Genomic DNA, 20,231 nt, shown 5'->3' with positions numbered 1-20,231 from the left:
ACTCACTCCCCTTGCTGGATACGCTGAACGATGGCATCGCCCATCTGGGCGGTGCTCAATGCGGTTTGATTGGGACCGGTCAACTCGCCGGTCAGGCAGCCATCGGCCAGTGCCTGGCTGACCGCCGCGTCGATGGCATCCGCCGCCACCGACTCGCCAAGGCTATGGCGCAACATCAGGCTGGCCGACAGGATCTGGGCCACCGGGTTAGCGATGCCTTTGCCGGCAATGTCCGGAGCGCTGCCACCGGCCGGCTCGTACATGCCGAAACCGGACTCGTTGAGGCTGGCGGACGGCAACAGCCCCATGGAGCCGGTGATCATCGCCGCCTCGTCGGAGCAGATGTCGCCAAACAGATTGCCACACAGCATCACGTCAAAGTCATAGGGGCGACGCAGCAGCTGCATGGTGGCGTTGTCGATGTAGATGTGTTCCAGGGTGACGTCCGGGTAATCCTCGGCGATCTTCACCACCTCTTCGCGCCACAGCATCGAGGTGGCCAGCACGTTGGCCTTATCCACCGACACCACCTTTTTGCGACGCTTACGTGCGCCCTCGAAGGCCATGCGGGCGATGCGGCGGATCTCGAAGCGGCTGTAGCGCATGGTGTCGAAGGCGTTTTCCTGCTCGCCTTCGCCCTCGCGTCCGCGCGGGCTGCCGAAGTAGATGTCACCGGTCAGCTCACGCACCACCAGCAGATCCATGCCCTGCTCGGCAATATCCGCCCGCAACGGCGACAGGTGCTCCAGCCCCGGATGGATCCGTGCCGGGCGCAGGTTACAGAACAGATTGAAATGTTTGCGCAGCGGCAGCAGTGAGCCACGCTCCGGCTGCTCGTTGGGCGGAAGGTTCTCCCACTTGGGCCCGCCTACGCTGCCAAACAGGATGGCATCCGCCGCTTCACAGCCGGCCAGGGTCGCCGGGGGCAGGGGCTCGCCGTGGGCATCGATGGCAGCGCCCCCCACCGGGTAAGCTTTACACTCCAGCTCAAAGCCGAACCGCTCGCTGACGGCGTCCAGCACCTTGCGGGCCTCCACCATGATCTCCGGTCCGATGCCGTCACCGGCCAGTACTGCGATACGATGGGTGGTCATACTTCCTCCATGGCGCGTTTGCTTTTTTCCGCGTTGATCTGTTGCTGGCGGTGGATCAGGTTGTAGATCCGGATCAGGGCCTGGGCCGAGGCCTCAACGATATCGGTAGAGAGGCCCATGCCGTGGAAAGTACGGCCTTCAAACTCGGCGGTGACGTCCACCTTACCCAGAGCATCGTGGCCGCCCCCCTGGGCACCGATGTCAAAGCCCTGGATCTCGATGTGCTGACCGGTGGCGCGCTCGATAGCACGGTAGACCGAATCCACCGGGCCATTGCCGGTGGCGGCTTCCGCTACAATCTGGTCGCCGATCTGCAGCTCCACCGAACCGGTGGCAAAGTGGTTAGAGCCCGCCTGCACATTGAGCTGGCGCAGCTGGAAGTGTGCATCCGCCTCTTTCTGATTTTCGAAGAACAGCAGCGCCTCCAGGTCGTAATCAAACACCTGACCCTTCTTGTCCGCCAACTCAAGGAAGCGCTCGTACAGCACATCCAGGTCAAAATCGCTGTCGCGGTAACCCAACTCCGCCATCCGGTGCTTGATTACATGACGACCGGAGCGGGAGGTGAGGTTGAGGGTGTTGCGTACCAGGCCGATGGACTCCGGAGTCATGATCTCGTAGGTATTCTGTGACTTGAGTACCCCATCCTGGTGGATGCCGGAGCTGTGGCTGAATGCATTGGTACCGACGATCGCCTTGTTGGACTGGATCGGCATGTTGCACAGCTGGCTGACCTGCTGGCTGGTACGGTAGATCTCGGTGGGATTGGCGTTGCAGTGCAGGCCAAAGCGATCCTGGCGGGTCTTGAGGATCATGATGATCTCTTCCAGCGCCGCGTTGCCGGCCCGCTCACCAATACCATTGATGGTGCCCTCCACCTGGCGGGCTCCCGCTTCCAGTGCGGCGATGGAGTTGGCCACCGACAGGCCCAGATCGTCATGGCAGTGTACGGAGATCACCGCCTGATGGATGTTGGGGACCCGCTCAAACAGGTTGGTGATGATGCCGCCGAACTCGCTGGGGCTGGTGTACCCCACGGTATCGGGGATGTTGACGGTGCGTGCACCGGCCTTGATCGCCTCCTCGACCATACGACACAGGTTGTCGATGGGGGTGCGGCCCGCGTCCTCGCAGGAAAACTCAACGTCATCAGTGAACTTGCGGGCGTACTTGATCGCGCCGGTGGCCATCTCCAGCACCTGGCTGAAATCGCGCTTGAGCTTGCTTTCAACGTGAATATCCGAGGTCGAGATGAAGGTGTGGATACGGAACTGATCGGCGATGTTCAATGCCTGGGCCGCGGCGTCGATGTCCCCCTGCACCGCACGGGACAAGGCACAGATTCGGCTGTTCTTGATGGTGGCGGCGATCTGCCTTACCGAGTCAAAATCCCCTGGGGACGACACCGGAAAACCCGCCTCGATGATGTCGATACCCATCCGCTCCAGCGCCCGGGCAATCTGCAGCTTTTCATTGACCGACAAGCTGGCGGCCAACGCCTGCTCACCATCCCGTAAAGTGGTATCAAACAATATCACCTGATCCGACATTTCGAGTCCTCCATGGATCCTGTAGGGGCGCGCAGGCATAAAAAAACCCGCGCATTGCGCGGGTCTGTCTGAGTCTGTGCTCGAGCTTTCAGCTGTCCACACCACTCCGTCCCGCGCAGCGTCCTGCCAGGATTAGAGTTAGTAGGGTGTGGTTTGCCTGGAAGGTCATCAGTCTCAGTTCGCCATTGAAAGTTCGTTACGCTCGTTTGACATCTTTGCCACCCACCGGTGCTTTGTCAACCCGTTTTTGAACAGAGCCTGCCCAACCCGCTGATTCTGAGCATTTTTCCTTGATTACAGGATGTTAGCTGGATAGCCTCGGGATGTAGCCAGCTTGATAATGGATGTGGATTGTGTGGCGAAGATCGATAGGGATATTGATACTGTTTTTGCAGCTTGGGCTGCCTGCGCCTGCGTGGTCGGACAACCCTGCGCCGGACCTCACGCCCATCGCCCAAAGCATTGCCCAGTTTGACAATCACAGCGGTGCCCAACTGCAAAAGATGTACGAGGCCTACTACCGCGATGCCAGCCCCCAGTGGCAGTTTCACTGGCACTACCTGCGCTGTGAAGCCGCGGCGCTGCGCTCCAACGAGCCAGACATCACCCGAGCAGCAGATCGAATGAAGGGATTAGCAGATCCCGAGCGATACCCTCATCAAATTGGGTACTTGTCTCTGTGTCAGGCACACCTGGTCGGCGAAGATGCCGACCGCTCAAAACGTCTGTTTCATCTGGCTAATGCGGTCGAAGTTGGCCTGGAGCAAGATGATCCGCAGCTGTTGGTATTGTCCTATACCCGCCAGGCCAATTTGCTGGCCGACAACAAGCAGTATGCCCAATCCATGGAATCTTTGGCTGCCGCACTTCATCAGCAGGAGCGCCCCGCCAAGCCGAGCTTATTCCAGCTCGACCCCGCAATGCTTCACTTCTCCCTGGGCCGTACCTTTTACTATCTCAACAACCCGTCGCGGACAGATGAAGCACTCACGCAAGCCATCAACCTGGTTAAGCCCGGTACCCCGCTCGCTTGGTTCATCCAATTTAATTACGCGCGCATTCTCAGCCAACAGGGCAGATACGAGGAGAGCCAGGAGCACCTGGACGCACTGGAGGAACCGAAACCCAACTTTGGCCAGGAGGACGAAGGCTTCTTTCTGCTCTTTCAGGCCAGTATTGCTATGGGCCTGGAACAGTATGACAACGCACTAACCCTCGCCAACCGAGCAGCGGACTACTTTCTCTTGGCAGAAATCAAGCCGGAGTACTCTGAGGCGCGCATGATTCGGGGCCAAGCGTTGCTCAAGTTGGATCGGGAGGCAGAAGGGTGGGAAGCGCTGAACGAAGCTCGCAAAGCCATGGTGGCTCAAGACAATATTCGCGGTCTAGCCATCCTCACCCAGTGGACAGCCAATTACCATCAGCAAAGAAAAGAGTACCAGCAGGCGCTGATGGCCCTCGACCATTTTGTCGAGTTGCAAAGACAGCTTAACCAGGTGCTTCAACAACAGGCCCTGATCGATCAGCAACAGGCGCTGGGTCAACAGATGGACCGGCATCGTCAGCGCCTCGCCAATACCTCCGAAGCTCACTACCAGAGCCAGCAATCCTTGATGATGTGGCAGGGCCTGTGCGCCGCACTGTGCTTCGTGATCTTTACCCTGGCAGTCCGGGGGATGATGCCCTCCAAGGACACCCCCGACCCCTTCCCAGTGCGCGGCAGTGCCGAAGAGCAGCTGTCCTACCTGCTGCAGGAGTCAAAAGCTACTGGGGACACCATGGGCTGCATCCTGGTCATGGTGGATCCCGGGCAGATGGGGAATGAACTGCAGGACCTGCTGCACAGGGATCTGCGACGGGAGGACCGCTGCCTGGAGCTGGCCAGCGATCGGTTCCTGCTGATGCTGCCCTGGATCAGCGATGGCGAGTTGGCCTGGCGATTCGACACCCTGCCGGCCCGACTACAAACCCTGGGTCTGACACCGCAGCGCCTCGGCCGGGCGCGAGTGAACAACTTCGATGACGTCGACAGTCTTCTGCAGCGGCTGGAGTACCACCAGCTCGGTCCCGGGGGGAGGACAACCGCAGGCGGACGGCTGGCAAGCTAGTCGTGATGCTCGCGGATCACCTCAAGGAAGGCGGCGCCATAGCGCTCCAGCTTGCGCTCGCCGACACCATTAATGGTCAGCAACTCCCACTCTGAAGTAGGCAGCTCCGCAGCCATCTCCGCCAGACTGGCATCGTTGAACACCACGTACGGGGGTACCCCGTGCTCGTCCGCCAGCTCCCGGCGCAACTGCTTGAGCTTGGCAAACAGCTTCCGATCGTAGCTTTGCGGCAGGCTGCGGGCGCGGCGCCCCGGGCTCTTGGCAACAATCAACCGTGGCTCCGCTAACTCCAAGGTGCGCTGGCCGGTCAGCACCGAGCGGGCCGCCGGGGTCAGCACCAGCACCGATGAACGGGTGATGTCCTGGTGCACCAGACCATGGTGGATCAGCTGACGAAGCACCGACAGCCAATGGTCGTGGCTCTTATCCTTGCCGATCCCCCAGGTGGAAAGCTTGTGATGACCGCGCTCCTGCACCAACTGGGCGTTGGAGCCGCGCAGCACCTCAATCACATGACCCATGCCGAAGCGTTGACCTACCCGATAGATACAGGACAGCGCCTTCTGGGCATCCAGCGAGCCGTCATAGCGCTTGGGCGGATCGGTGCAAATATCGCAGTTGCCGCAGGGCTCGTGGCTGGGCTCATTGAAGTAGTTGAGCAATACCTGACGGCGGCAGATCTGCGCCTCGGCAAAGGCCGCCATGGCATTGAGCTTGTGCAGATCCACCGGATTGGGCTCTTGCTCGCCCTGCTCCAGCAGGTGACGGACGCGGGCGATGTCCGCCGGGTCAAACAGCAGCACCGCCTCCGCCTCCAGGCCATCCCGACCGGCTCGACCGGTTTCCTGGTAGTAACCCTCAATGGACTTAGGCAGATCCCAATGCACCACGAAGCGCACATTGGACTTGTTGATCCCCATGCCAAAAGCCACCGTGGCCACCACGATATCGGTGCGATCCCGCAGGAACGCCTCCTGCACCTGGCTGCGCTCACTGGCATCCATCCCGGCGTGATAGCCGGACGCAGCAAAGCCCTTTTGCCGCAGCTTCTCCGCCACCTCATCCACACGGCGCCGGCTGCCGCAATAGACGATCCCGGCCTGGCCCTTCTGCTGCTTGAGAAACTCCACCAACTGCTCCAGCGGTCGCACCTTGTCCGCCACGGTATAGCGGATATTGGGCCGGTCAAAGCTGGAGAGTTGTCGATGCGGCTCCACCAGCGCCAGGCGCTGACAGATATCCTGCTGGGTGGCCGAATCCGCCGTGGCGGTCAGCGCCATCACCGGCACCTGGGGAAACTGTTGCTTGATCCAGCCCAGCTGGGCGTACTCCGGGCGGAAATCGTGGCCCCACTGGCTGATGCAGTGGGCCTCATCCACCGCCACCATCGATAGCGACCAGTGAGCCAGGCGCTCGCGGATATCCCGGGACATCAACCGCTCAGGCGAGATGTACAGCATGCGGATCTCGCCCCGGTGGATGGCGTTGAACAGCTGCACCACCTCCTCCCGGGACAAACTGGAGTTGAGCGCCGCCGCTGCCACCCCGGACTCGCGCAGGGCATCCACCTGGTCCTTCATCAACGAGATCAGCGGCGAGATCACCAGAGCCAGGCCGGGCATCAGCATCGCCGGCAGCTGGTAACACAGGCTCTTGCCGCCCCCGGTGGGCATGATCACCAGGCTGTCTTGTCCCGCCAAGGCTGCCGCTACCACCGCTTCCTGTCCGGGGCGGAATTGGCGATAGCCAAACACCTGTTGCAGGCAGGCCAGGGCCTGTTCAACAGGGGATTCGGTAACGGGTGCAGAGCAGGGTGATTCCATGGAAAGCGTGCAGGCCAGGTGAACAAAGGAGCGCTATTCTACCCCAAAAGCCCCGCATTGTGACCTGCCCTCAAAGGCTGAAATGTCAGATCGACCCGGACCGTTGATCAAGCCAGGGCTCCCCACAAGGGCGGCAACAATGGCATAATGCCGGCCCTCTTAATCGCAACCGCCAGTGACAGCAGATGACCTCCAACCCAACCAGTCGCCAAGGGGTGCTATACGCCGTCGCCGCGTACCTGATGTGGGGCTTTGCGCCACTCTATTTCCACGCAATCGCGGCGGTTCCCGCCGACGAAGTGCTGATGCACCGCATCATCTGGTCGTTCGGACTGGTGGCGCTGCTGGTATGGCTGCAGGGCCAGGGCAACGAAGTCAGGCAGCTGCTGCGTCAACCCCGCAAGCTTGCCCTATTGGGACTCACCGCCATTCTGGTGGCCAGCAACTGGCTGATCTTCATCTGGGCCGTCACCCATGATCACCTGCTCGACGCCTCGCTGGGCTACTTCATCAATCCTCTGCTCAACGTGGCCTTAGGAATGCTGGTACTGGGCGAGCGTCCGGCCCGGCTGCAGCTGGTGGCGGTCGCCGTGGCGGCCGCTGGAGTGGTGATCCAGCTGGTCCAATTTGGCTCCGTGCCCTGGATCTCGCTGGCATTGGCAGGCACTTTTGGCTGCTACGGCCTGCTGCGCAAGCAGGTCAACCTCAAGGCCAGCACCGGCCTGCTGGTGGAGACGGCCCTGTTGCTGCCGCTGGCGCTGGGGTACTGGTGGTGGCTCGATAGCGAAACCGCGCAGCTGGCCAACAACACCCTGAGCCTCAACCTGCTGCTGATCAGTGCCGGGGTGGTCACCACGCTGCCTTTACTGGCCTTTGCCGCTGCAGCTGTTCGCATCCCCTTCTATCTATTGGGGATGCTGCAATACATCGGCCCCAGCCTGATGTTCATCATGGCGCTGACGCTGTTCAATGAGCAACTTGATCCGGCCCAGCTCTCCACCTTTGCCGCCATCTGGTGCGCCCTGGTGCTGCTCTCTATTGACGGGGTTCGCAGCGCCCGGCGCCGCTATCGACAGCGCGATTGAGCTAGACCGAAAAAGGCAGCCCAGAGGCTGCCTTTTTTCATCTTCGAACTGGCACACCACATCAGGGCTTGACCGGCTCCAGCAGGGCCAGCAAGGCCCGATAGCTGTTCAACGCCTCGTCACGCTGCCCCAGTCGCTCCTGCAGGGTCACCAGGGCGCGGTAACGCTCGGCGGTGGGGCCGAGCTCCAGTGCCTGTTGGCGCAGCTCGCCGGCTTCCGCCCATTGCTCCTGCTGCTCAGCCAATGCCGCCATGCAATCAAGCAGCTCCGGCTGTTCCGGCTTTGGATAACGCCGGTGCAGCACGTGACTGAGGGATTCGGCAGCGTCACCGCTGATGGTAGGTAACAACGCCAACAATGCGGGCTGAGGCTGTGCCTTGTCCAATTTCTCTAACAACAGCTTGCGCGCCTTTTCGTGCTGCTCAAAGCGGGCCAGCCCCTGCAGGTAAGCCAACTGGACCTGGGTATGCTTGCGCAATGGACGGTTAAGGCCCCGCCAGCGTTGCTCCAACGCCTCCAGGCTGCTGCACTGGGCCAGGCACAGCGACTCCACCTCCGCCGGTAGATCCGCCAGCTCCGCACCGGTGAGCACCTGTTTGCTGGTCAGCTTGGGGATCAAGCGGGCCAGTGCATCCCAATCCTCCTGGGCGCGGTACAGCTGCAGCGCCAACCGTAGCGCCGCCGGCTTGGCCTGCTGCTTGACCGTTAGCGCTTCCAGTGCCTGTCGCGCCTCCACATACTTGTGCTCGTTCAGCAGGTAGCGGATCCGGGTCAGGGCCACGGCGTCGTCCACCCCGGGCAGGGCCTGGGCCTGCTCCAGGTAGCCCTGCCAGGCCTGGCCATCACCGCGCTGATGAGCAGCACGGGCAGCCGCCAGCAGGTTAATGGCGGGCAGTTCACCGGCCTTGGCGCCTCGGGCCATCGCCTGTTCGGCCCGCTGCCAGTCCTCCTCGGCCAGTGCCAGGGCACCGGTCAGGGTGTGCTTCTTCGCCTTGCCCTTGCGCCAGCGGCTGGGCAGCGCCAGGGTGTGGCCGGTCAGGTTGACGGACTTCACCACCAGCCATTCCAACATCTGCAGCAGGCCGAAGCCCACTAGCAGGATCAGCACCGCTGCCACCACCGAGGTCTCCACGGTGTAATCGCCCACCGCGATCAGGATGTAGCCCTTGTGCTCCATCAGCTTGGGCCCGATGATCAGGCCCGCCAGGATGAGCACGGCGTAAAACAGCAACCGGATCATCAGCCTGCCCCCCCGGTACGGCCCAGGCGTTCAGCCACCAGCGCCTCCAGCGGCGCCGAGCTGCTGAAGCGGATCGGCTGTAGCGGTGCGATGTCGGTAGCGCGCCAGCTATCGAGCTGATTCAGGGCGCCCTCCACCTGGGCTGAGCTCAGATCGAAGTAGTCCCGGATCCAGCCCTGGGCCGTGGCCAGTGCCTGGTCCATCGCCGGCTTATCACCGTGGTAGAGCGATAGCTGGGCTTGCAGCAGCTTGCCCTTTAGATGCTCGCGCAGATACCAGGCCTGCTCCGGGGCCAGCAGCGGCTCCACCGGCCCCTGGCGGCGGCTGACGGTAATGAAATCGTCGGTCAGTGCGCGCCAGCTTTTGCTCAGGTTGGCGCGCCACTCAGACACATCATCACTGACCTCGACACTGTCCGGCTCAGCAGCGAGTTCCGGCAGGGTCACATTGTTCAGCGGCAGGCTGTCGATCTGCTGCACCAGGGCCTCCATCGCCAGTGCCATGCCCGCCCGGTCGTTGCGGGGCTGCTTCGCTAACAACGCCAGGTCCGATGCCAGTGCCTTGCGGATAGGGGTCAGCTCCGCCTCACCCAGCATCGCCAGACGGCTGTCAGCGTCCTTTAGCAGTGCCTCTGCGGTGGCCGGGTCCTGCTCCAGCCACAGCTTGCGACTGGCCATGCGAACCAGGTAGTCGGCCTCAGCGATCATCCAGTCACGGGGCTTGCGCTGTTGCGCCTTCTCCCGCTCCGAGGCGATCTCACGCTTTACCTCATCCTGGGCCGATTTAAGCTGGGCCACCGCACTGCTGTGCTCCTGGTGGCGGCCGTCGCTGCGCTGGATCTTCTGCTCCAGGTCGCTGCGCTGCTGCTGCAGCGCGTTGTGTTGCTGCAGGATATCCCGCTCCAGCGTCTTCAGCTGACTGGCCAAAACGGCATTGGTCTCTCGCAGGGCCAGGTCCTGTTGCCATTGCCAGCCGGCAAAGACGCCCGCGCCGATGGCCACCAGCAGCGCAATCAGTGCCACCCAGATGGCACCGCCACCACCGGCCTTCACCACCACAGGCTCGACCGGTGGGCGATCGCCGTTCTGTCCGCCAGCGGAGAGATCCGACGACGCAGTCTCGGGGGCGTCGCTGGGGGTCGCCGCATCGGGCTTAGAAGGCTCGGACTTAGAAGGCTCGGACTTAGATGGCTCTGGCTTAGGTGATTCGGACTCAGAGGACCCGGGCTTTGCGTCGCCCTTGGTGGGTTCAGCGGATGGCTTGGCATCGCCTGGGGAGGGGGCGTCGGCAGCGGCGGGCGCGCTATTGGCGTCACCGGCTTCACTGGTTGTGGGAGCCTTGTCTGCCGGCGCGGATTTGCGTCGACTGCGCCGCGAGCGGGGCGGCTTGGAACTGCCGGGAGCCGCACTCTCCGGGGTGGTGCTGCCGCTTTGCGGCTCAGATTCGGTTGCCTTGGCGGGCTTCGGGGCGTCAGGGCCCTGTGGGGTCTTCTCCATAATGACTCGTCTTTGCTATACGTCCAAGGATGGCGTCATCTCCGGCCCCCCCCAGAACCCAAATCCGCTGACATCCGAGCTGTCGCGCCCGTTGAGCCACCCGCTCAACGGGCACCAGCCACAGCACCTGATGCAACCAATCGTGGTGGGCTAAGGGAGCTACCCTAAAGAGGTTTTCGAGAATCTCGCCGCTGGTTGCCAGTATGGCGTCTACCCCGTTTCGACGCCAGCCTTGTAACAGAGACTCGCCATCAAAGTCGGGCAGGGTACGACGGTAAAGCGGCCAGTCCCGCACCTCACGGCCCTCGCCACGGGCGGCTTGGGCAAAGGCTTCGCGCCCGCCCTCGCCCTTGACGATCACCACCGGACCCGGCGGCAACTGCCGCCATTGCGGCAGGGCCAACACCCCTTCGCTGGTCTCCGCCCCCTTGGCCGGATGCCAGGCCTTAACACCATGACCACTGAGGGCCTCGGCGGTGCCAGCACCGACGGCGAAGCAAGGTAGACCGGGCCAGTGCCCTGCCAGGGCCTGATCCGCCATCTCCACCGCCGTGCGCGAAACAAAAAACGCCGCCACCGCCCCATCAAAGGGGGCCGGTGGCGGCGTCAGGGTCTCGATAGAGACCATCGGGCACTGGGTGCTGCGGTGGCCCAACGCCGCCAGCTTTTCAGCCAGCGACTGGGCTCGTCCCTCGGGGCGAAGCAGCAGCAGATGCATCAGCGTTCGCCGTACACCCGCTCCAGGATTTCACCGGCGCCTTGCTGCTTGAGCTCGTCCGCCAGCGCCTGACCGATCTGCTCGGCGTCGGTGATCGGGCCACGGCGCTCGGCATAGAGGATGGTGGAGCCGTCCGGGTCACCCACCAGGCCACGCAGCCACAGCTCGTTGCCCTCGATCTCAGAGTAAGCACCGATCGGCACCTGGCAACCGCCATGCAGCGCGGTGTTCATGGCACGCTCGGCCAGCACACGGGCACGGGTCGGGGCATGCTCCAGTACCTTGAGCAGCTCGATCAGCTCAGCATCGTCGAGACGACACTCGATGCCGACAGCACCCTGGCCGTTGGCCGGCAGGGACTGCTCCGGCTCGATCAGGCTGGCGATGCGATCTTCCAGCTCCAGACGCTTCAGGCCGGCGGCTGCCAGGATGATGGCGTCGTAATCGCCGGCATCCAGCTTGGACAGGCGAGTGCCCACGTTACCGCGCAGATCACGGATCTCCAGGTCCGGACGGGCCGCACGTAGCTGGCACTGGCGACGCAGGCTGGAGGAACCGACGATGGCGCCCTGGGGCAGATCGTCCAGCTTGCTGTACTTGTTGGAGACGAAGGCGTCGCGAGGATCTTCGCGCTCGCAGATCACGGTCAGGCCCAGCCCTTCCGGGAACTCCATCGGCACGTCCTTCATGGAGTGCACGGCGATGTCGGCGCGCCCTTCCAGCATGGCCACTTCCAGCTCTTTAACGAACAAGCCTTTACCACCAACCTTGGCCAGCGGGGTATCCAGGATGATGTCGCCCTTGGTGGACATGGGCAGCAAGGTGACGGTCAGTCCAGGGTGAGCCTGTTCCAGCTCGGCTTTAACAAACTCCGCCTGCCACAGGGCCAGCGGGCTTTTACGGGTTGCGATTCGGATCTCTTGGCGTGCCATCAATACGTTCCTTGGCAAGTTACGCGGATGCTATAAAGCAGTAAGTGGCCTCATGTTGCCACCGATTTTTTTTCGAAAAAAGGCAACATGTCATCCCGATGTCTCAAAAGCCGTTAATCGTTTTGCAAAAGGGGGAGCGAGCTCACAGTTTTCGCTACCCCCGGCAAAAATGTTACCCTGATCACACAATCCCTAAGATTCAGCACCTTCTGCCCCTTTGCGTGATCTGCAAGCCGACATTGCCCTGAGCAACTCATTGAACCAGCAACGCCTGAGCCACGCTCAGAAGCTGTTGGGCGAGCATGCCAGGCTGTTTCGACAACTCCCCTGGCTGTTGCACCACAACCGGCCGGGTCAGCCGGGCTATACCCCGGGGGCGCCCTATGGCTTTGTCCGCCCGCCGTCGATGCCGGGGGATGGCAGCGGCGACACCCGGGGGCCTCTGCTGGGTCTCTACACCATGGGCAGCACCGGCAGCTTCGGCCAGGCGACAGACTCCGATATCGATTGCTGGCTGATCCATCCGCTGGACCTGGATGAGGAGGCGCTGACCCGCCTGCGACTCAAATGCGACCGCCTCAGTGCCCACTTCGCTTCCCATGGTTTGGAGCTGCACCTCTACTTGATCCGGCCCGACCTGCTGCGCCACGGCCAGCAACAGGGGCTGTCCAGTGAACACAGCGGCTCCACCCAGAACTGGCTGTTGCTGGAGGAGTTCTACCGCAGCCAGATCCACCTGGCCGGGCTCCCCCTGGCCTGGTGGCCCAACGCCCCGACGGATCACCCCGAACTTCTCAACCTGGGTCAGCTGCGCCATCTGCCCGCCACCGAGATCTTCGGTGCGGCACTGTGGCAGCTGTTCAAGGGGCTGAGTCGGCCCCACAAGGCGGCCCTCAAGGTGCTGCTGCTGGAGGCCTACGTCGCCGACTACCCGGACCTGCGTATTCTGCGGGATCAGCTGTGGCTGCGATTGAAGGCGGGCAAGCAGGGCGCCGACACCGACCACTACCTGATGCTGTTTGAGCGGATCAGCTTCTACCTGCAACAACAGGGCGATCGCCGCCGCCTGACCATGGCTCAGCGCTGCTTCTACCTCAAGTGCGGCCTGCCGCTGAGCCAGCCGGAGAGTCGCAACGACTGGCGTTGTACCACCTTGCAGCGGCTGACCCAGGAGTGGCGCTACACCCGGGAACTGCTACTCAACCTCGATGGCGCACGCCAGTGGCATGCCGGCCAGCTGCGTTGGTGCAACGAACGTCTCGACCAGTTGATGCTGACCAGCTACCAGCGGCTGACCGGCTTCGCCTCGCGGCTAAACCAACGCCACCGGGTGCGCCTCGATGAGATGGCGATCCTGACCCGTAAGCTCTATACCCGTTTTGATGCAGAGCCGGCCAAGATCCCCCGCCTGAACCGGTTGTGGAGCAAGCAACTGGGTGAGCCCAACCTGACCCTGGTATCGGTGCAGGACAGCCCCAACTTCTCCCGCGGCTGGTACCTGTATCGCACCGCGCCGAAAAGCCAGCAGCTGTTTGGCGAAAGCCCGCTGTTTCATGCCGACAACCGCCTGGCCTGCCTGGCTTGGGCCCTGAGCAACGGGCTGGTGCAGGACGACACCGAGTTTCACTGCCACCAGAACGGTCAGAGCTGGCACAGCCGGCGGCTGACCCTGATGGCGCAGCGGCTGCGGGACGCCTACCGCCCCGCCGAGGAACCCAGCTTTGACCAGCTGGGCCAGCCCTGGCATTACACCCGGGCCGCGGTGCTTTGTAACCTGGAAAGCGATCCAACCGGCCAATGGCATGGCCAGGACCTGTGGCTGGATCTGCAGGGTGGCTCACCGCTGGCCCTGGGCCACCCGGCCAAGTCGATGCTCGGCAGCCTGACCCTGCTCACTGAGAACTCCTGGGGCGAACAGCACTGCTACCGCTTCGAGGAGGAGGAGGGGCTGATGAAGCTGCTGGCCCAGCTGCTGGGCGGCTTGAATCGACGTCAGGGGCCGCTGGCCATCCCGGTGTTCAGCGGCTCCAAGCGCCTGTCGACCCAACTGGAAGACAGCCTGAGTCAGCTGCTGCAGCGCTGCCAGGAGCTGTATTGCCGGGCGGAGCCGGAACGCACCCAGGTGTGGCCCCTGGCCTTGGGATCGCGCCACTACGGCCTGTTCTTCGATACCCGCGGCCTGCGCTGGCAACGACTCAACTCCGGGGCCAGCATGCTCAATCAGCTCAAGCGCCAGGGGGTGATGGAGCTGCCCCGACCGGATCTGGGCGAGGATCCCTACTCCGGCGCCCCGGCGGTGCTGCGCCAGTACGCCCGCACCGGCATCGTCCAGGTGTTCGTGCGCGAGCGCAGCCAGGGGATGGACATCTACCTGGTGGATGAGACCAACCAACTTAGTTACCTGCAAAGCAATGTCAGTGCCCTGCCGGCCTTGGTGGATGAGATCAGTGATCTGCATGGCCATCAGCAGGTCCACAGCAGCGGCGTTTTCAACCTGCCACAGTTCTATCGATTGGAAACCGGCAGTGCCGGAGAACTGGAAGCGCAACCACTGGCGTTATAACAGGGCAGAAGGCCCGCCTGGCGGGCGTGAAAGGGAGAAAAGGGGATGGGGCTACACGCACACGCAAAGTGGTTGGGGATCGCCGGTCTGACGCCATTCTGGTTCCTGCCGGCGGCGGTGTTCGCCGGCCTGCTGCCGGCGGACCAGGTCAGCCTGCCGTTTCTGATCTACAGCGGCCTGATCCTCTCCTTCCTCGGTGGTGTCCACTGGGCCCAGGGGGTGATCAACGGCCACAACCCCGGTCAAACCTACGTGGCGATGTTGCCCACCATCTGGGCCTGGCTCAGCTTGCTGTTGTTGCCCTACCACTGGGCACTGATCAGCTTAGGCTTTGGGCTGGTGGCGGTGTTGCTGTATGACCTCAAGACCCTGGAACCGCCCCAGGGCTACTGGGCCCTGCGCTTCACCCTCACCGGGGTGGCGCTGATCGGTCACCTGGCGATGCTGCTGCTCTGATCCCAAACATCTGGTCCCATACAAAAGGGGCCCGAAGGCCCCTTTGTTCGTTGGTCGTCCGGCGTCAGCCGCCACACACCGGACAATCCGGTCGCTTAGGCAGCTTCATCTCGCGAAACTCCATGGTCATGGCGTCGATCATCAGGATCCGGCCCGACAGGGTGCGGCCCATACCGGACAGCTGCTTCACCGCCTCGGTGGCCTGCAGGCAGCCCACCATTCCCACCACGGGAGCGAGAATGCCGCTCTCCACACAGGACAGTTGCTGCTCGCCAAACAGGCTGGCGAAGCACTGGTAACAGGGCTTGTCCTCGGCATAATCAAACACCGTCACCAGCCCCTCCATGCGGATCGCCGCGGCGGAGATCAACGGCGTGTTGTAATCGAAGCAGGCCTGATTCAGCTGGTTACGGATCAACAGGTTATCCGTGCAATCCAGCACGATATCGTGCTGCGCCACCGCCTCGGTCAGCTCCGTTTCCGACAGCAGGCGATCCACCACCTCGATACGCACATGGGGGTTGAGCGACGCCAGCTCTTCGGCCGCGGACACCGCCTTATTGACGCCAATGCGGGCATCACGGTGCAGCACCTGGCGCTGCAGGTTGGACAGCTCCACATGGTCAAAGTCCACCAGGGTGATGGCGCCGATCCCGGCGGTCACCAGGTATTGCGCCGCAGCACAGCCCAGGCCACCCACCCCTAGGATCAGGGCATGAGACTGCTTCAGCGCCTCCTGGCCATCCATGTCGAAGGCCCGGATCACGATCTGCCGGTTGTAGCGCATCAGTTCGCTGTCAGTGAGGATATCGTCCATCAGAGCCCCCCGCCCAAACGGCCATTAAGGCTGGCGTTAAAGGGCTCCACCGTAACCCATTCGCCCTCGGCCACACCGGCGCAGTCCTGGGGCAGCACGATAAAGCAGTTGGCCCGGCTCATGGAGGTGGTCATATCGGAGCCCTGGGCACCGGTGGCGGACACCACCAATTCGCCCGAGTCGCTCTGCTGCAGCACCCCACGCTGGTATTCTTGACGACCAGGGCCTTTGCGCAGCGGCGTCTGCAGCTTGGCTTGCAGGGTCAGGGCAGGGCGGTAGTGTTCCCCGCCCAGGTGAGCCAGCAGCGGCTGCACCAGCTGGTAACCGGTCACCATGGAGGAGACCGGGTTGCCCGGCAGGCCGCAGAACCAGCTATTGGGCAGCTGGCCAAAGGCAAAGGGTTTGCCCGGCTTGATCGCCAGCTTCCAGAAGTTGATCTGGCCAAGCTCATCCAGCACCACCTTGATAAAATCCGCCTCACCCACCGATACTCCACCTGAGGTGATCACCATGTCCGCCTGGCGGTCGGCCTCATGGAAGGCGGCCCGCACCGCGTCCAGATCATCGGGGATCACCCCCAGGTCGATCACCTCGGCATGCAGGGTATTGAGCATAGTGCGCAGGGCATGGCGGTTGGAGTCGTAGATCTCCCCCGGGGCCAATTCAGTGCCCGGCGGCTTGAGTTCGTCCCCGGTGGAGAAAAGCGCCACCTTGAGCTTGGGGTACACCGGCACCTGGGCGATGCCGACGGTGGCCAGCACGCCGATCTCGGCACCACCAATGCGGGTGCCACGGCTCAGTACCGGGGTGCCGGCGGTCAGCTCACTGCCCCGTGCCCGCACAAACTGACCCTGACGCACCGGCTCAGCGAAACGAACCTGGTCCTCGTCGCGCTCGGCCTGCTCCTGCATCACGATGCTGTCCATCCCGTCCGGCAGCAATCCACCGGTCATGATCCGCACGCACTGATGCGGACCGATCTCGCCCTCGAAAGGCACCCCTGCGAAGGCGGTACCGACCACGGTCAGCGGTTGATCCGGGCTGACCTCCTCGGCGCGAACGGCATAGCCATCCATGGCGGAGTTGGCAAAGGGGGGGAGATCCAGTGCCGCCACAATATCCTCAGCCAGCACCCGGCCCGCGGCCGCCTCCAGGGGTACCCACGTCTTATCGGAGCGTGGGGGGACCTGGGCAAACATCTTTTCCAACGCCTGGGCCGGCAGCATCAAGCCGGGCTGGCTGCAACAATCATGACTCACTTCTCGGTGTTCCCTGTTAAGGCCGCAATGGGGCTCATTATGACACCCTCCTCTGGTAAATTACCGCCCCGGATCACGAAAGCCTTGCAATCCAATCGGCGCTGCCTATAATTTCGCCCCTCGCTCGCCCCCGGGGCGTTCACAGATCCACGGGTTCCCTCACCCCGACCATCAAAAAGGTGTTTAGATGCTTCAACTGTCCGAGGCGCAGATCCGTCGCGCCCTGCTGATCCTGATCAGCTTTCATATCGCCGTGATTGCGGCCTCGAATTACCTGGTCCAGCTGCCATTTCAGCTGTTCGGTTTCCATACCACCTGGGGTGCCTTCACCTTCCCCTTTGTCTATCTGGCCACGGATCTGACGGTGCGGATCTTCGGTGCCCAGTCGGCCCGCAAGATCATCTTCGGTGCCATGATCCCAGCCCTGATCCTGTCCTACCTGGTCTCAGTGATGTGGTACCAGGGCAGCTTTGTCGGCCTGTCCGCCCTGGGCGAGTTCAATGGCTTTGTCGGCCGCATCGCCCTGGCCAGCTTTACCGCCTACCTGCTGGGCCAGTTGATGGACATCAAAGTGTTTGCCCGCCTGCGTGAGCAGGCCGCCTGGTGGGTGGCACCGGCATGCTCCACCGTACTGGGTAACCTGGTGGACACCCTGGTGTTCTTCTCCGTGGCGTTTTATGCCAGCTCTGATCCCTTTATGGCCGAGCACTGGGTCGAGATCGCCCTGGTGGATTACGGCTTCAAGTTGATGATCAGCCTGGCCCTGTTCCTGCCAGCGTACGGCGTGCTATTGAAACTGCTTACCGATAGAATCTTGCGTTCCCAATCGCAGCGCAATTCGGTAACTCTATGACCCCAAAACACTTTGATGCTCAGTGGCAGCAACGATGCCGCCATTGGGCCGAGGCCGCCGGTGAAGACGGTGCCCACGATCTGGCCCACATCGAGCGCGTTGTCACCCTGGCGCAGCAATTGGCCCTCGAAGAGGGCGCCGATCTGGACGTGGTGCTGCCCGCCGCCTGGCTCCATGACGTGGTGCTGATCGACAAGCGCGACCCGCGCCGCAGTCAGGCCTCGGTGTTGGCCGCCGACAAGGCCATCGAGCTGCTGCGTCAGCACGGCTACCCCACCGAGCTGCTGCCAGCCATTCACCACGCCATCGCCAGCCACAGCTGGTCGGCGGGGATCCCACCGGAAACCCTCGAGGCCCGGGTGGTGCAGGACGCTGACCGACTCGATGCCCTGGGAGCAATCGGTCTGGCCCGCTGCCTGATGTTGGGTGGCCAGTTTGGCAACCGGCTCTACCACAGCGCCGATCCCTTTGCCGACAACCGCGAGCTGGATGACAGCAGATTCTGCCTGGACCACTTCTCGGTCAAGCTGCAGCACCTGGCGCCGCAGATGAGCACACCCGCCGGTCGAGCCGAAGGCCAGCGTCGCTGGGATTATATGCAACACTTCATCGACACCCTGAGAGCGGAGTTGGGGCAGTCATGACCACCCTGAGCTGGCAACAAGGCACCATCGAGCAGGTGGTGGCGTTGAGCCAACGGATCCCAGAATTCGACCAGCCCTATGGCGCCGAGGTCTACCGTCATCGGCTGGCCTCAGTCCCTCACCTTATCCAGATCGGCTACAGCGACGGTGAGGCGGCCGGCTTCAAGGTGGGTTACGCCCTGTCGGATGACACCTTTTATTCCTGGATGGGCGGAGTGCTGCCCCAGGGCCGGGGCACCGGCATGGCACAACATCTGCTCGAGGCCCAGGAGAGCTGGGCGGTGCAGCAGGGCTACTCGCTGTTGCAGGTAAAAAGCCGCAATCGTTATCCGGCCATGCTGCGCCTTTTGCTTCGCAACGGCTACCAGATCACCCGCTGCGAGGATAAGGGCGAAGGGACCCTGGATCACCGCATCCACTTTGAGAAAACGTTAAAAAATTGAGCCGTAACGCTTGCAAAGCTAAATGAGTTTGATTATCGTTTACTGGCGTTCCAATCCGAAGAGACGCTCACACTCTTCGAACGCACATTGCTCACAACAAACTTCAGGCCAGCCATCGCTGGCCTATTTTTTTACCCGCAGTTCAATGCTATTCACACCAGGCCAGCAGTTGATCCACCAGTTTGTCGATCCCCTCTGCCGCTTCAGCCACGGAATCCGCCAGCATGTAGGCCGGGGTCGAGACGATCTTGCGTTCGTTATCTACTGCGATCTCACTGACCGAACGGGCGGCATGTTGACCCCCCATGCGCTCAAAGGCGGCGGCGGTTTCGACATCAGTGCCGATGGTGCCCATCACACCCTCACCGGCAATGCGCGGTAACATGGCCGGCGCGATGCACATATATCCACTGGGTTTCCCGGCGGCGATAAAGTCACGGCCCACCTGCTCCAGGGTATCCAGTACGGTGCAGCGATCCCCCTCCAGGGCAAAATCTGACAGGTTCTTCGCAGCCCCAAAGCCACCGGGTAATACCAGTGCATCGAACTCAGCGACGGCCAACTCCGTCAACGGGCGGATCGCCCCGCGGGCGATGCGGGCCGACTCCACCAGCACATTGCGGCTGGCCCCGGCTTCCACCTCACCGGTCAGGTGGTTGATCACATGCAACTGCGGCTGGTCCGGGGCAAAGCACTGCACCTGGGCACCGGCCCGGGACAGGGCCAACAGGGTCAGTACCGACTCATGGATCTCACTGCCGTCATACACGCCACAACCACTGAGCACCACAGCGACTTTTTTCATCCTAAGACTCCTATCAGTTTCAGTAACTTTCTCTGACATCTTATGGTTTCAAAAACGGATTTAACATTTTTATCACCGGGGGCTGGACCTGGCTAATTATTGTGCTATGTTGACCCTCGGCCATCGGGAAGGAACCTGGTGAAGCTCACCCAGACGCAGTCCGGATCTTAGCAGCTATCCACATTGGGTCATTTGCCTCACACATCCTTCGATTTTCCCACTGAAAATCACCAGAAGCCGCGGCAGATCGGGCATCAGATCGATTTGCAAGGATCCAGATCACGGATCCCACCCCAGTTGTCCACAGTCTCTGTTCACAAAGTTATCCACAGCTTCACTGCTGCG

Annotated in this window: 17 protein-coding genes; 7 read left to right on the top strand and 10 right to left on the bottom strand. The window is 62.3% G+C overall.

Annotation, left to right across the window (positions count from 1 at the left end):
* Nucleotides 1–2: 2 nt before the first annotated feature.
* The gene (gene leuB, locus BUC04_RS14855; protein ID WP_067659733.1) at nt 3–1,094 is read right to left on the bottom strand and encodes a 3-isopropylmalate dehydrogenase; all 1,092 of its coding nucleotides are present in this window, start codon (nt 1,092–1,094) and stop codon (nt 3–5) included.
* Nucleotides 1,091–2,644, bottom strand: a complete 1,554-nt coding sequence (gene leuA, locus BUC04_RS14850) for a 2-isopropylmalate synthase (RefSeq protein ID WP_067659737.1) — start codon at nt 2,642–2,644, stop codon at nt 1,091–1,093. The genes leuB and leuA overlap by 4 nt, the downstream gene beginning before the upstream one ends.
* A 377-nt stretch (nt 2,645–3,021) precedes the next feature.
* Between leuA and BUC04_RS14845 the strand changes: the two genes are divergently transcribed.
* Complete coding sequence (locus BUC04_RS14845; protein WP_143165739.1) at nt 3,022–4,752, top strand: tetratricopeptide repeat protein; 1,731 nt, start codon at nt 3,022–3,024, stop codon at nt 4,750–4,752.
* Here the strand turns inward: BUC04_RS14845 and recQ are convergent.
* Nucleotides 4,749–6,575: a DNA helicase RecQ gene (recQ, locus tag BUC04_RS14840; RefSeq protein WP_067659743.1), complete on the bottom strand. Its 1,827-nt coding sequence runs from the start codon at nt 6,573–6,575 to the stop codon at nt 4,749–4,751. The two genes, BUC04_RS14845 and recQ, sit on opposite strands and share 4 nt — an antisense overlap.
* A gap of 185 nt (nt 6,576–6,760) precedes the next feature.
* On the opposite strand from recQ, the gene rarD reads away from it, so the two are divergent.
* Complete coding sequence (rarD, locus tag BUC04_RS14835) at nt 6,761–7,660, top strand: EamA family transporter RarD (RefSeq protein WP_067659746.1); 900 nt, start codon at nt 6,761–6,763, stop codon at nt 7,658–7,660.
* A 61-nt stretch (nt 7,661–7,721) separates the two neighbouring features.
* On the opposite strand, the gene BUC04_RS14830 is transcribed toward rarD, so the two are convergent.
* The 4 genes from BUC04_RS14830 to hemC are packed head-to-tail and all read right to left on the bottom strand — an operon-like array spanning nt 7,722 to nt 12,046.
* Nucleotides 7,722–8,900 (bottom strand): heme biosynthesis HemY N-terminal domain-containing protein, encoded by a 1,179-nt coding sequence (locus BUC04_RS14830; RefSeq protein WP_067659749.1) that lies wholly within the window; start codon nt 8,898–8,900, stop codon nt 7,722–7,724.
* On the bottom strand, nt 8,900–10,396 hold the full coding sequence (locus BUC04_RS14825) for a uroporphyrinogen-III C-methyltransferase (protein WP_067659752.1): 1,497 nt from the start codon (nt 10,394–10,396) through the stop codon (nt 8,900–8,902). Before BUC04_RS14825 ends, BUC04_RS14830 begins: the two co-directional genes overlap by 1 nt.
* On the bottom strand, nt 10,371–11,114 hold the full coding sequence (locus tag BUC04_RS14820) for a uroporphyrinogen-III synthase (RefSeq protein WP_067659755.1): 744 nt from the start codon (nt 11,112–11,114) through the stop codon (nt 10,371–10,373). The genes BUC04_RS14825 and BUC04_RS14820 overlap by 26 nt, the downstream gene beginning before the upstream one ends.
* Nucleotides 11,114–12,046, bottom strand: coding sequence for a hydroxymethylbilane synthase (gene hemC / locus BUC04_RS14815; protein WP_067659758.1), 933 nt, complete (start codon nt 12,044–12,046; stop codon nt 11,114–11,116). Before hemC ends, BUC04_RS14820 begins: the two co-directional genes overlap by 1 nt.
* Nucleotides 12,047–12,263: 217 nt before the next feature.
* Here hemC and BUC04_RS14810 point away from each other — a divergent pair, with 217 nt between their 5' ends.
* Together BUC04_RS14810 and BUC04_RS14805 are read left to right on the top strand one after the other, a co-directional pair.
* Nucleotides 12,264–14,609: a class I adenylate cyclase gene (locus BUC04_RS14810; protein WP_067659760.1), complete on the top strand. Its 2,346-nt coding sequence runs from the start codon at nt 12,264–12,266 to the stop codon at nt 14,607–14,609.
* A 45-nt stretch (nt 14,610–14,654) separates the two neighbouring features.
* Complete coding sequence (locus tag BUC04_RS14805) at nt 14,655–15,065, top strand: DUF3429 domain-containing protein (protein ID WP_067659763.1); 411 nt, start codon at nt 14,655–14,657, stop codon at nt 15,063–15,065.
* A gap of 64 nt (nt 15,066–15,129) precedes the next feature.
* Here the strand turns inward: BUC04_RS14805 and moeB are convergent, their stop codons facing one another.
* Both moeB and moeA read right to left on the bottom strand, forming a co-directional pair.
* Nucleotides 15,130–15,882, bottom strand: a complete 753-nt coding sequence (moeB, locus tag BUC04_RS14800; protein ID WP_067659766.1) for a molybdopterin-synthase adenylyltransferase MoeB — start codon at nt 15,880–15,882, stop codon at nt 15,130–15,132.
* Nucleotides 15,882–17,108 carry a molybdopterin molybdotransferase MoeA gene (moeA, locus tag BUC04_RS14795; RefSeq protein WP_067659855.1) on the bottom strand — a complete coding sequence of 409 codons (1,227 nt, stop codon included), beginning with the start codon at nt 17,106–17,108 and terminating at the stop codon, nt 15,882–15,884. Before moeA ends, moeB begins: the two co-directional genes overlap by 1 nt.
* Nucleotides 17,109–17,328: 220 nt before the next feature.
* Between moeA and BUC04_RS14790 the strand changes: the two genes are divergently transcribed.
* The 3 genes from BUC04_RS14790 to BUC04_RS14780 are packed head-to-tail and all read left to right on the top strand — an operon-like array spanning nt 17,329 to nt 19,081.
* Nucleotides 17,329–17,994 (top strand): 7-cyano-7-deazaguanine/7-aminomethyl-7-deazaguanine transporter, encoded by a 666-nt coding sequence (locus tag BUC04_RS14790; RefSeq protein WP_067659768.1) that lies wholly within the window; start codon nt 17,329–17,331, stop codon nt 17,992–17,994.
* Entirely contained in the window at nt 17,991–18,638 is a 648-nt protein-coding gene (locus BUC04_RS14785) for an HD domain-containing protein (protein WP_067659771.1), read from the top strand. Before BUC04_RS14790 ends, BUC04_RS14785 begins: the two co-directional genes overlap by 4 nt.
* Nucleotides 18,635–19,081 (top strand): GNAT family N-acetyltransferase, encoded by a 447-nt coding sequence (locus BUC04_RS14780; RefSeq protein ID WP_067659774.1) that lies wholly within the window; start codon nt 18,635–18,637, stop codon nt 19,079–19,081. The genes BUC04_RS14785 and BUC04_RS14780 overlap by 4 nt, the downstream gene beginning before the upstream one ends.
* A 148-nt stretch (nt 19,082–19,229) precedes the next feature.
* Here BUC04_RS14780 and elbB read toward each other — a convergent pair whose 3' ends face one another.
* The gene (gene elbB, locus BUC04_RS14775) at nt 19,230–19,886 is read right to left on the bottom strand and encodes an isoprenoid biosynthesis glyoxalase ElbB (RefSeq protein WP_067659776.1); all 657 of its coding nucleotides are present in this window, start codon (nt 19,884–19,886) and stop codon (nt 19,230–19,232) included.
* Between the last annotated feature and the right edge of the window lie 345 nt (nt 19,887–20,231).

The sequence above is a fragment of the Ferrimonas marina genome (assembly GCF_900129905.1).
GTDB classification, from domain to species: domain Bacteria; phylum Pseudomonadota; class Gammaproteobacteria; order Enterobacterales; family Shewanellaceae; genus Ferrimonas; species Ferrimonas marina.
This window is presented reverse-complemented; position numbering and strand designations above follow the sequence as displayed.